Below are 12,609 nucleotides of genomic sequence, written 5' to 3'. Positions count from 1 at the left end.
AGATGATAGTGTGTGTGAATGCTGGTCTAGTCCAGCAAGAACCAAGCCAATCTAACGATCAATTGTGATAATTATATGTCAGCGTGAAAAAGCAGCAGTTTTAAGCTTATAGCTGTTAACGGGCGCACATTATTTACGCGATGAAGAGTCGGATTGGTGCAAAAACGCACTGAAATGAGGCTTACTGACCGATGAGTGAACCGCAGACCACCCTTGCAGTTATCTGTAAGGCATTGAGCGAAAGTATTGCAGCCGGGGCATTTTCTGCCGAGGGAAGGCTGCCCTCTGAGCGCGCGTTGAGTGAACAATTTTCTACAACCCGCATCACTCTGCGAGAGGCATTAAGCCAGCTTGAGGCGCAAGGCCTGATTTACCGGGAAGTCCGCCGGGGTTGGTTTGTTTCACCACCTCGCATTATTTATAACCCATTGCAACGCAGCCATTTTCACGCGATGGCGAAAGATCAGGGGCGCAGCGCACAGACAGAGGTTATTGATGCCAGACACTGCGTTGCCAGCGATACCGTTTGCCAGAAATTATTGCTGCCGCCCGCCAGTGATGTTATTTGCATCCGCCGGTTACGTTATATCGATAGTCGCCCTGTACTATATGTCGAACACTACCTCAACCCTCTGTACTTTAAGGATATTCTCGACAATGATCTGACGTCATCGCTCACCGATTTATACGCTTCACGCTACGGTATTTATTACGGGCGCGTACGGTTTGATATGGTGCCAACATTGCTGACAGAGGAGGCCTCGCGCGCGCTGAGAGTCGCTTCCGGCAGCCCGGCGCTGTTTATCACGCGAACCAACCGGGATCAAAATGACCGGGTCATCGACTGCGATTTGGAATACTGGCGTTATGACGCACTGCATATTGATGTGGAAGTGAATTGAAATGAACCCCCGGCCACCGATTGAAGTCAGTGATCGGGATTCATGAGAAACGCCAACACAGGGTCAGCGTGAAGAATGACGGAGATATCAGTCAGCGTCATAGCCTAAGTTAGGTGCCAGCCAGCGCTCGACCTCATCAACCGGCATATTTTTACGCGCAGCGTAATCCTCGACCTGATCGCGCTGAATTTGCGCGACGGCGAAATATTTGCTGTCGGGATGGCTGAAATACCAGCCAGAAACTGCCGCACCCGGCCACATTGCAAAAGACTCCGTCAGTTGCATACCGGTATTAGCCTCAACATCCAGCAGTTTCCATATTTGCCCTTTTTCCGTGTGTTCAGGACATGCCGGATAACCCGGTGCCGGGCGGATCCCCTGATAATTTTCACGAATAAGTTCTTCGTTGCTCAGATTCTCGTTGGGGGCAAAACCCCAGTACACCTTGCGTACTTTTTCATGCAGGTATTCGGCAAAGGCTTCTGCCAGACGGTCTGCCAGCGCTTTGATCATAATTTTGTTGTAGTCGTCGTGCTGCCTGTCGTACGCCTCGGCCAGCGCGTCCTCCTCCAGCCCGCCGGTCACGGCAAATGCGCCCATGTAGTCTTTTTTGCCGCTGGATTTCGGCGCAACAAAATCGGCCAGGCAATAGTTCGCAAAATCCGTTTTTTCGGTTTGCTGACGCAAATGGTGGCTAACTACGAGCACTTCATCACGGCGTTCATCGCTGTAAATTTCGATATCGTCGCCTTTGCGGTTCGCCGGGAATAGGCCGACTACGCCGCGCGGATTCAGTAATTTTTCAGCGGAAAGCTTATCGAGCAGATCGTTAGCATCCTTGAACAGACGTTTGGCTTCTTCGCCAACGACTTCATCTTCCAGAATTCGCGGGTATTTACCTGCCAGCGACCAGGTCATGAAGAATGGCGTCCAGTCGATGTAATTCCGCAGCGTTTCGATGCTGGCTTCCACTTTCTGGATACCCAGACGATGCGCGACCGGCGGCGTATAATTTTCCCAGTCAATCGTCGTGGCATTGTCGCGCGCCACTTCCAGGCTGACCGGCGGTGTCCGGGGCTTTTTGCGGCCATGCTGAATTCGCACAGTTTCGTATTCTTTACGGGTTCGTTCGATAAAAGCGTCACGCTGTTCTGCTGATAGCAGCGCAGAAACCACGCCGACAGAACGCGAGGCGTTTTGCACATAACACGTCGCACCGCTGTAGTTTTGCTCGATTTTAACCGCAGTATGCGCCTTGGACGTGGTAGCCCCGCCGATAAGCAGCGGCATCGTAAACCCGCGGCGCTCCATCTCTTTTGCCACGTTGACCATTTCGTCCAGCGACGGCGTGATTAAGCCGGAAAGGCCGATAATATCGACGTTTTCTTCGATGGCCGTTTTCAATATTTTGTCGGTCGGCACCATAACCCCGAGATCGATAATCTCGTAGTTATTACATTGCAGCACCACACCCACGATATTTTTGCCGATGTCATGAACATCGCCTTTCACCGTCGCGAGCAGGATTTTGCCGTTTGTCTGGCCTTTCTCCTTGCTGGCTTCGATGTAAGGTTCGAGATAAGCCACCGCCTGTTTCATTACACGCGCGGATTTCACCACCTGCGGCAGGAACATTTTGCCGGCACCGAAAAGGTCCCCGACGACGTTCATACCATCCATCAGCGGCCCTTCAATCACTTCAATCGGGCGCGCGGCCTGCTGGCGGCACTCTTCGGTGTCCAGCTCGATGAATTCGGTAATGCCTTTGATCAGAGAATATTCGAGGCGTTTTTTGACATCCCAACCCCGCCATTCGGCCTGCTGTTTGTTGGCTTCGCCGTCGTCTTTGCTTCCACGGTATTTTTCCGCCAGCTCCAGCAGGCGTTCTGTGCCGTCTTCACGGCGGTTCAGAATCACATCTTCAACGGCATCGCGCAGTTCAGCCGGTAAGTCATCGTAAATAGCCAGCTGACCGGCGTTAACGATGCCCATATCCATGCCGTTGCGGATCGCGTGATACAGGAATACGGCGTGAATGGCTTCGCGCACCGGCTCATTGCCGCGGAAGGAGAAGGAAACGTTGGAAACACCGCCCGAGATCATCGCATGCGGCAATTCTGCTTTGATATCTGCACAGGCCTCGATGAAGTCGACGGCGTAGTTATTGTGCTCATCAATCCCCGTGGCGACCGCGAAGATATTCGGGTCAAAGATAATATCTTCCGGCGGGAAGCCGACTTTTTCTGTCAGTAGTTTATAGGCGCGGCGGCAGATTTCGATTTTACGGGCACGGGTATCTGCCTGTCCGGTTTCATCAAAAGCCATCACCACCACGGCCGCGCCGTAGCGCCGCACAATCCGGGCATGGTGAAGGAAAGCTTCTTCCCCTTCTTTCATCGAGATGGAGTTAACAATGCCTTTGCCCTGGATACATTTCAGGCCTTTTTCGATGACATCCCACTTGGAGGAGTCAATCATGATCGGCACGCGGGCAATATCCGGTTCACCGGCAATCAGATTCAGGAAGCGCACCATCGCCGCTTCAGCGTCGAGCATCCCTTCATCCATGTTGATATCGATAATCTGCGCGCCGCTTTCCACCTGCTGACGGGCCACCGCCAGCGCTTCGGCATATTTTTCTTCTTTAATCAGGCGCTTGAAACGCGCAGAACCGGTGACGTTGGTACGCTCACCCACGTTCACAAAGAGGGTTTGTGCATCGATGGTCAGCGGCTCCAGCCCCGCCAGACGGCAGGCAACGGGAATAACCGGCAGCTGACGCGGGGGCACACCTTCAACCGCTTTCACCATCGCAGCAATGTGCGCCGGCGTGGTACCACAACACCCGCCGACGATATTCAGGAAGCCCGAGCGCGCCCATTCGCCGATGTGCTCCGCCATTTCTTTGGCTTCAAGATCGTACTCACCAAAGGCATTCGGTAAGCCCGCATTCGGGTGCGCGGTGACATAACATTCAGCAATACGCGATAATTCGGCGACATACTGACGTAATTCGTCCGGCCCCAGCGCGCAGTTCAGGCCGAATGTGAGCGGCTTAACGTGGCGCAGCGAGTTATAAAACGCTTCGGTTGTCTGGCCTGACAACGTACGGCCAGAGGCGTCGGTGATCGTGCCGGAAACCATTACCGGTAGCACGATACCCAGCGCTTCAAATTCGGTTTCTACCGCAAACGTCGCGGCTTTGGCGTTGAGTGTGTCGAAAACGGTTTCGATCATGATCAGATCTGCTCCGCCCTTAATCAGCGCCCGGGTGGATTCGCGGTACGCTTCGACCAGTTGATCGAAAGAGATATTACGGAAAGCCGGATCGTTAACATCCGGAGAGATCGAAGCCGTGCGGTTGGTCGGGCCTAAAACACCGGCCACATAACGCGGTTTATCCGGCGTGCGCGCGGTCCATTCATCGGCGCAGATCCGCGCCAGACGAGCCGCTTCATAGTTAATTTCCGCGGAAAGCGACTCCATGTGGTAGTCGGCCATCGCGATGGTCGTGGAGTTAAAGGTGTTGGTTTCGAGAATATCTGCGCCAGCGGCAAGATAACCGTTATGGATCTCGATGATCACTTCGGGGTTGCTCAGGACCAGAAGATCGTTATTACCTTTAAGATCGCTTTCCCAGTCAGCAAAGCGCTCGCCGCGATAATCTTCTTCTTCAAGACGGTAGCTCTGGATCATGGTTCCCATGCCGCCGTCCAGCACCAAAATGCGCTGTGCCAGTTGCTTATGTAGCGCTTCAACCCGATTAGTCACTTTCACCTCATCACCCACCACGCACACCCGGCAAATTGTTCATTCATACGCCGGAAATTATGGTCAACATCCTAGCATACCTTCAGAAGGCAAAAGGCTGCGGTGACATGAGACTTTTTCAATTCAGGAAGGCATCCCGCAAATGCTATGCAACACATCGGATGAGCGCAAAGGCAGGTTGCGATCCATACTGTAAAAACGAAAACCAATTCCAAAAATGACTTTTCTTCGCCAGCGTTTGGCGCATCTTACAAGGAACAGGCTTATGGCAACGTCCGCATTGACTCCGGCCAAGCGTGCTAAGAAAACAAAAGCCGCTGCGACAGCAGGCAGCGCCGCCACCGGACAGGTTCAGTCCCTCACGCGTGGCCTTAAGTTGCTGGAATATATCGCTGAAGCTCAGGGCAGCGTTGCGCTGACGGATCTGGCTCAGCAGGCAGGTTTACCGAATTCCACCACTCACCGTTTGCTGACCACGATGCAGCAACAGGGGTTTGTCCGGCAGGTCGGCGATTTGGGTCTGTGGACCATCGGCTCGCATGCGTTCGTGGTCGGCAGCAGTTTTCTGCAAAGCCGTAATTTGCTCGCGATGGTGCACCCGATGCTGCGTCGCCTGATGGAAGAGTCGGGTGAAACCGTCAATCTGGCCGTACTGGATCACAGTGATTATCAGGCGATTATCATCGATCAGGTGCAGTGCAATGCGCTGATGCGGATGTCAGCGCCGATTGGCGGAAAACTGCCGATGCACGCTTCCGGCGCGGGTAAGGCATTTCTTTCCACCCTGCCGGAAGAGCGCCTGGCGAAGCTTCTGCACAAAATTGGTTTGCACAGCTACACGCCGCTGACCAAGACGTCTCCGGCCAACTTGAAACAGGAGCTGGCCGATACGCGTAAACGCGGTTATGCCTTTGATGATGAAGAACATGCGCTAGGCCTGCGCTGCGTGGCGACCTGCATTTACGATGAGCATAACGATGCTTACGCCGCGATTTCCATTTCAGGCCCGGTTTCACGGATAACAGACGATCGCGTGACAGAACTGGGCGCGCTGGTGATCCATGCAGCAAAAGAAATTACGCAGGCTTATGGCGGCGGGAAACATTAATTGAGGAATAGCTCCCGCACGGATGCCGGGAGCATGAGACTTAACGGCGGCTGAAACGCTGGCTGCGGCGATATGCGAAGACGTCCTCGACGTGCCCCTCGCGGATCCGCGTTTGCAAACCGCGCCAGTAAGCGGCAGAAAATAGGTCATTGTGTGCCGCTTCGAAGAACTGCCGGACACGCTTGTCGCTGCACAGGAAATGGCGAAATTCTTCAGGAAAAACATCCCCCGGCGCAATGCTGTACCAGGGCTCGCTGGCCAGTTCATCCTCAGGGTAACGCGCGGCAGGAATATCGCGGAAATTCACTTCCGTCATGTAACAGATTTCGTCGTAATCATAAAATACGACACGACCATGACGGGTTACGCCAAAGTTTTTAAACAACATATCGCCGGGAAAAATGTTCGCTGCCGCAAGTTGTTTAATCGCGTTACCGTATTCTTCAATAACGTCATGCAACTGCTGATCATCCGCCTGTTCCAGATATAAATTCAGCGGCGTCATACGCCGTTCGATATACAAATGCTTCAGGGCAATACTGTCGCCCAGATCTTCAATCTTCGCGGGGACTTCACGTTGTAGCTCTGCCATTAACTCCGGGCTAATGTTTTTCTTAGCCAGAACAAAATGCTCAAATTCCTGGGTATCGGCCATCCGTCCTACGCGGTCGTGCTCTTTGACCAGTTGGTAGCAGGCCATAACCTGCGCTTCGGTCACCTCCTTTTGCGGGGCGAAATGGTCTTTAATGACTTTGAAAACGCGGTCACTTCCCGGCAAGGTAAAGACCAGCATGACCATACCTTTGACGCCCGGCGCAATAATAAAAGACTCGTTGGTTTGCACCATAAAGCGTAAATGCTCACGATAACATTCGGTTTTCGCATGCTTCTGGCAGCCAATAGCACTGTAAAGTTCAGCCGTCGTTTTGGCCGGTAATATCTCCCGTAACCATTCCACCAGCGCGCCCGGTTGCGGGGCGTAAACCATAAAATAGGAACGCGCGAAACCAAAAACGATGCTGGCATCATTTCCCTCAGTCAGACACGCATCCACAAACAATTCGCGCTGATGGCTTTGATGTACCGGCAATAACAGCGGGAAAACCTGCTGACCCAGCCTGATTTTTCCAATAATCCACGCCGCCTTATTGCGGAAGAAAACTTCAGTGGCTATCTCAATTACCGCCCCTGATAACGTGTCACCGGAAAATCTCTGCTGCAACGCCGTACTGATGTAATCAATATCACGTGGCGCATTCTCCCACGCTAAACGCATCGGAAGATCGTGAAGAACCCGGCTCAGCGTGGCGACAAGATTTCCTTTTACCGGATATTGCCGTGCGAGTGGCCGGGCGCAATTCTGTGGCCGGTGAGTTGGCTGTTCGCTAAAAATAAAAAGCTTGTCTGCCGTCAGTTCACGGTGCTTGAAAATCCGGCAATAGACTGAATTAAAGAAACTTTCGGCTATTTCTGCGCGGGGATAGTCAGGCAACAATCCTGCGTAACAGTTTTTAATACGGTTCAAAAATGCGGCATCGTAGAAGTGCTGGCCCGTGATACATTTGAGCTGCGAGACGACCAATCCTACATGATGGTCGTAAAGATGAATTCGCTGTTTCATGGCTGCCTGCACCGCCGGCCAGTTGGCACGCTCGAAACGTTGCTGAGCTTCTGAAGTCACCTCCAGAAACCGGCCATACTGTGCATCGAACCCTTGCAAAATAGTCTGAGCAATCAACAGCTCGATGCGCATAATGTCGGCTCCGTCAGAGGAAGAACCCGGCTTGCGCCGGGTCAGATCAGTGGGATGTCGGGGAGAATTGCTGTTCTTCGGTCGAACCGGTTAACGCGGTTACCGACGAGCGTCCGCCCTGAATGATGTTCGTCACCTTGTCGAAATACCCGGTGCCCACTTCCTGCTGATGAGAAGCAAAAGTGTATCCGCGACCGATCGCCGCAAATTCAGGTTCCTGCACTTTTTCGACGTAATGTTTCATCCCCTCGCCCTGCGCATACGCATGAGCAAGATCGAACATGTTGAACCACATACTGTGGATGCCCGCCAGCGTGATGAACTGGTACTGATAGCCCATCGCCGCCAGCTGATCCTGGAAGCTGGCAATCGTTTTGTCATCGAGATTCTTCTTCCAGTTAAACGACGGTGAGCAGTTATAGGCCAGCAATTTGCCCGGGAATTTCGCGTGAATTGCCTCAGCAAAACGCTGTGCAAGTTTCAAATCCGGCGTCGATGTTTCGCACCAGACAACGTCAGCATACGGCGCGTAAGCCAGCCCGCGGCTGATCGCCTGTTCAATGCCCGCGTGTGTGCGGTAAAAACCTTCATGCGTTCTCTCGCCGGTAATGAACTGGCTGTCATAAGGATCGCAATCGGATGTCAGCAAATCAGCGGCGTCGGCGTCGGTACGGGCCACCAGCAAGGTCGGCACGCCAAGTACATCAGCAGCCAGACGGGCAGACACCAGCTTTTGAACTGCCTCCTGAGTAGGTACCAGCACCTTGCCTCCCATATGTCCGCATTTTTTCACCGCAGCAAGCTGGTCCTCGAAATGCACCGCTGCCGCACCGGCTTCAATCATTGATTTCATCAGTTCAAACGCATTCAGTACGCCGCCAAAACCGGCCTCTGCGTCGGCAACTACCGGCAGAAAATAATCGGTATAGCCTTGCTGACCCGGTTCAATATTATTTGCCCATTGAATCTGATCGGCACGGCGGAAGGTATTGTTAATACGGGCCACCACTTCCGGCACAGAATTCACCGGATATAACGACTGATCGGGATACATACTGGATGCGGTATTCGCATCGGCGGCAACCTGCCAGCCAGACAGATAAATCGCCTCAATCCCGGCTTTTGCCTGTTGCAATGCCTGTCCGCCAGTCAGCGCGCCCAGACAATTCACATAGCCTTTGCGGGAGGCACCGTGCAGTAAGTTCCACAGGCGGGCCGCGCCGTGCTGAGCCAGAGTACATTCCGGGTTCACCGATCCGCGCAGGCTGATGACTTCGGCGGCCGTATAAGGGCGGGTAATGCCTTTCCAGCGTGGCTGATTCCAGGTTTCTTCAAGCTGCTGAATTTGCTGAGTACGTGTTGTTTTCATGGCAAATGCTCCGATCTTTTTATGTGTAGGGTAAGAAGAATCAGGCCAGCAGCTGGTAGCCCGGCAGGGTCAGGAAGTCGATTAACTCATCCTGTGTGGTAATTTTTTCCATTAATGTGGCGGCCTGCGTGAAGCGCCCGGAGCTGAAACGTTGTTCGCCTAACTCCTGTTGGATCACCAGCATTTCTTCATTCAGCATTCGGCGGAACAAAGGCTTGGTGACCAGTTGGCCGTCGCTGAGCGTTTTGCCATGATGGATCCACTGCCAGATTGAGGTTCTGGAAATCTCTGCGGTAGCGGCATCTTCCATCAGCCCGTAAATCGGTACGCAGCCATTACCGGAGATCCACGCTTCGATGTACTGCACCGCCACCCGGATATTGGCACGCATACCCTCTTCAGTACGTTCGCCGGAACAAGGCTCCAGCAGTTGTGCAGCAGTAATGTCGGCGTCGTCTTCACGCAATACGTCCAGCTGGTTGGAGCGGGAACCGAGTGCTTTATCGAAAACTTCCAGCACGGTATCAGCCAGCCCCGGATGTGCTATCCAGGTACCGTCATGCCCGTTGGTCGCTTCCAGCTCTTTGTCCGTTCTTACCTTGTTCAGCACCCATTCGTTGCGTTTAACATCTTTGCTCGGGATAAATGCCGCCATTCCCCCCATCGCAAATGCACCACGACGGTGGCAGGTTTTGATGAGAAGCCGTGAGTACGCATTGAGGAATGGCTGCGTCATGGTGACTGACTGACGATCGGGCAAAACGCGGTCAGCATGATTCTTCAACGTTTTGATATAGCTGAAGATGTAATCCCAGCGACCACAATTCAGCCCGACGATATGGTCGCGCAGGTGGTAAAGAATTTCGTCCATCTGGAATACGGCAGGCAGAGTTTCAATCAGAACGGTGGCTTTGATGGTGCCACGGGATAATCCGGCGTAATCCTCCGCAAAGCTGAAGACCTGGCTCCACCAGTCCGCTTCCTGATAAGACTGCATTTTTGGCAGATAGAAATAAGGGCCGCTGTCTTTTGCCAGTAACGCGCGATGGTTATGGAAGAAATAGAGAGCAAAATCAAACAATGAGCCGGAAATGGCCTCCCCCTGCCAGGTCACGTGTTTCTCGGGCAAATGCAGGCCACGGACGCGGCAGATCAAAACGGCAGGTTCAGGTTTGAGCTGATAAATTTTGCCGGATTCGTTGGTGTAACTGATGGTTCCGTTAACTGCATCACGTAAGTTGATCTGCCCTTCGATGACCTTCTGCCAGTCAGGGGCCAGAGAATCTTCAAAATCAGCCATGAAAACTTTCACATTGGCATTGAGCGCATTAATCACCATCTTACGTTCTACGGGTCCGGTGATTTCTACGCGGCGATCTCTTAAATCTTCCGGAATGCCCCGAATCGTCCAGTTTGATTTTCTTATGGAAGCAGTTTCCGAAATAAAATTTGGTAAAGTGCCGCTATCAATTTTTCTCTGTACCTCGACACGCTCTGCCAGCAAGCGGTTACGCAGCGGGGTAAAGCGCACGACCAGCTCAGACAAAAAGTCCACTGCTTCTTCAGTCAGTATATGCGCTTCGTTTTCACCAAAACGGCGTGTAAAACCAAGCTGACTGCGCGTAATTTGCTCTGACATCGCTAACTCTCCTGATTTTTCGACTTAAATCTGCCAGACCGTCTCACTAAGCAGATACCGATACGGTAGAAAATAAACCAGCGACGCCGTGGAAGATCCTGTGGCGATTTATCGATGGTCATTTATTGCCCGATAGATTTAAGCGTAATCAGGATTTACATAAAATCAAAAACGATTTCCATTTTATTTTTTATTTAAGAAATAGTGACTATTATTCAGTGAGATAAAAACGTAAAAAAATGTCGAAAAATAAGAATCTATTTCGATTTTCTAAAGTTTGAAGATCAGAGATGAAGTAGCGGGGAGTAGGATGGAAGCATTCAGGAGCAGACGACCGATCGGGGATCGTCTGCAAGTGATGAAGGGAATTATTCCAGAGTTGGGTTCATCTGGCGCAGATCGAATGGCGTGATCTGGTAAACATAGTAGTTCAGCCAGTTAGTAAACAGCAGATGCCCGTGACTACGCCAGGTTGCTTTAGGCGATAGCTCTGCATTGTCTTGTGGGAAGTAATTGTAAGGCATCTCAGGTGACAGACCCGCTGCGACATCGCGCAGGTATTCCCCGGCCAGCGTACCGGCATCATATTCCGGATGACCCGTAACGAAGGCCATACGCTTATCTTTCGTTGCGAACAGATAGGCACCGGCCTCGTCAGATTCTGCCAGAATATCGAGATCGGTATGCTGGCGCAGTATGTCGGCAGGGAAATCAGCATAGCGCGAGTGGGGAGCCAGAAATGTTTCATCAAAACCACGGGTCAGTAAAGCCAGGGGCTGTAGTGTCTGATGCGGGTAAACACCCGAAATTTTGGTATCACGCGTTATTTTGGGCAACCCGTAAAGCACATTCAGGGCAGCCTGCACCGCCCAGCAAACAAACAGGGTTGATGTAACATGCTCTTTTGCCCAGTGAATCACACGCTCGATCTCCGGCCAATATGCCACATCGCAAAAATCCACTAATCCGAGAGGTGCGCCGGTGACGATCAGGCCATCATAGTTATCATGCTGAATATCTTCAAAGTCACAATAGAAGTTATTCAGATGTTCTGCAGGTGTATTTTTTGACTCGCGGCTGTCTATGCGCAGCAGCTGTACATCAATTTGCAGAGGGGAATTAGAAAGCAGCCGTAAAAATTGATTTTCGGTCTCAATTTTCTTTGGCATCAGGTTGAGTACCAACACTTTCAGAGGACGGATCTCCTGAGTTTTCGCACGCGATGAAGTCATCACAAAGACATTTTCATTGCGCAGGAAATTCACGGCTGGTAATTCATCTGGAACCCGGATCGGCATAGCAACTTCCTCACTGCATCCATTTATACGTTTAGACTTCTAGATAGCCGAAGATAGCGGTTTTTATCTAAGATGTCGAGTCTGCAAACGTTAAGTGAAAATGTTTCAGCTTCAGTTATTAAATTAGACGATCTGGTTATATAACGGAGCAAAGGGAAGGTATTAGGGGATAATAAAGGCAATTACAGGGGGTGAAAGTGATCGTACGCCTTCCAAATCCCTTCAACTCTCCCCAAATTCCCCATAGCAAAAAGCCCTGTACGTCAGTACAGGGCTTTCCACTTATTTGATGCCTGGCAGTTCCCTACTCTCGCATGGGGAGACCCCACACTACCATCGGCGCTACGGCGTTTCACTTCTGAGTTCGGCATGGGGTCAGGTGGGACCACCGCGCTCTTGCCGCCAGGCAAATTCTGTTTCATTCATAACGCTCACCCTAGTTCAGGCTTGCACTACGAACCAATCTCGGAACATTTCGCTGAAAAATCTCTGGTTATTCACAGAGCCAATACAAAACACCTTTGGTGTTGTAAGGTTAAGCCTCTCGGGTCATTAGTACTGGTTAGCTCAATGCATCGCTGCACTTACACACCCAGCCTATCAACGTCTTAGTCTTAAACGTCCCTTCAGGTGGCTTAAAGCCACAGGGAAGACTCATCTCGAGGCAAGTTTCGCGCTTAGATGCTTTCAGCGCTTATCTTTTCCGCATTTAGCTACCGGGCAATGCCATTGGCATGACAACCCGAACACCAGTGATGCGTCCACTCCG

At 51.9% G+C, this 12,609-nt stretch carries 7 protein-coding genes and 2 rRNA genes; 2 read left to right on the top strand and 7 right to left on the bottom strand.

Going from position 1 to position 12,609, the window contains the following annotated elements:
• Nucleotides 1-191: 191 nt before the first annotated feature.
• Nucleotides 192-902 (top strand): UTRA domain-containing protein, encoded by a 711-nt coding sequence (locus CWS43_RS00045; protein WP_101074840.1) that lies wholly within the window; start codon nt 192-194, stop codon nt 900-902.
• Nucleotides 903-989: 87 nt separating this feature from the next.
• On the opposite strand, the gene metH is transcribed toward CWS43_RS00045, so the two are convergent.
• Nucleotides 990-4,673: a methionine synthase gene (metH, locus tag CWS43_RS00040; protein WP_369825835.1), complete on the bottom strand. Its 3,684-nt coding sequence runs from the start codon at nt 4,671-4,673 to the stop codon at nt 990-992.
• Nucleotides 4,674-4,938: 265 nt separating this feature from the next.
• Between metH and iclR the strand changes: the two genes are divergently transcribed.
• Nucleotides 4,939-5,781, top strand: coding sequence for a glyoxylate bypass operon transcriptional repressor IclR (iclR, locus tag CWS43_RS00035; protein WP_101074838.1), 843 nt, complete (start codon nt 4,939-4,941; stop codon nt 5,779-5,781).
• 40 nt (nt 5,782-5,821) lie between these two features.
• Here the strand turns inward: iclR and aceK are convergent, their stop codons facing one another.
• The 6 genes from aceK to CWS43_RS00005 form a co-directional block, all read right to left on the bottom strand.
• A complete protein-coding gene (gene aceK / locus CWS43_RS00030) occupies nt 5,822-7,534 on the bottom strand; it encodes a bifunctional isocitrate dehydrogenase kinase/phosphatase (protein ID WP_101074837.1) in 1,713 nt (570 codons plus the stop codon).
• A 46-nt stretch (nt 7,535-7,580) separates the two neighbouring features.
• Nucleotides 7,581-8,903, bottom strand: coding sequence for an isocitrate lyase (aceA, locus tag CWS43_RS00025; RefSeq protein WP_101074836.1), 1,323 nt, complete (start codon nt 8,901-8,903; stop codon nt 7,581-7,583).
• A gap of 40 nt (nt 8,904-8,943) precedes the next feature.
• Nucleotides 8,944-10,542 (bottom strand): malate synthase A, encoded by a 1,599-nt coding sequence (aceB, locus tag CWS43_RS00020; protein ID WP_101074835.1) that lies wholly within the window; start codon nt 10,540-10,542, stop codon nt 8,944-8,946.
• Nucleotides 10,543-10,910: 368 nt separating this feature from the next.
• Nucleotides 10,911-11,840 (bottom strand): homoserine O-succinyltransferase, encoded by a 930-nt coding sequence (gene metA / locus CWS43_RS00015; RefSeq protein WP_101074834.1) that lies wholly within the window; start codon nt 11,838-11,840, stop codon nt 10,911-10,913.
• A gap of 291 nt (nt 11,841-12,131) precedes the next feature.
• Nucleotides 12,132-12,247 (bottom strand): 5S ribosomal RNA (rrf, locus tag CWS43_RS00010).
• Between the two features lie 124 nt (nt 12,248-12,371).
• Nucleotides 12,372-12,609 (bottom strand): 23S ribosomal RNA (locus CWS43_RS00005); the annotation flags it as partial.

Origin of the sequence: Rahnella sp. AA (assembly GCF_002834385.1) — a bacterium.
GTDB lineage: Bacteria > Pseudomonadota > Gammaproteobacteria > Enterobacterales > Enterobacteriaceae > Rahnella.
The sequence above is the reverse complement of the archived record's forward strand: the minus strand, read 5'-3'. Positions and strand labels throughout refer to the sequence as shown.

Coding starts and splice junctions, on each gene's coding strand:
- aceB (WP_101074835.1), bottom strand. CDS start 10,542: ATGTCAGAGCAAATTACGCGCAGTCAGCTTGGTTTTACACGCCGTTTT.
- aceK (WP_101074837.1), bottom strand. CDS start 7,534: ATGCGCATCGAGCTGTTGATTGCTCAGACTATTTTGCAAGGGTTCGAT.
- aceA (WP_101074836.1), bottom strand. CDS start 8,903: ATGAAAACAACACGTACTCAGCAAATTCAGCAGCTTGAAGAAACCTGG.
- metA (WP_101074834.1), bottom strand. CDS start 11,840: ATGCCGATCCGGGTTCCAGATGAATTACCAGCCGTGAATTTCCTGCGC.
- CWS43_RS00045 (WP_101074840.1), top strand. CDS start 192: ATGAGTGAACCGCAGACCACCCTTGCAGTTATCTGTAAGGCATTGAGC.
- iclR (WP_101074838.1), top strand. CDS start 4,939: ATGGCAACGTCCGCATTGACTCCGGCCAAGCGTGCTAAGAAAACAAAA.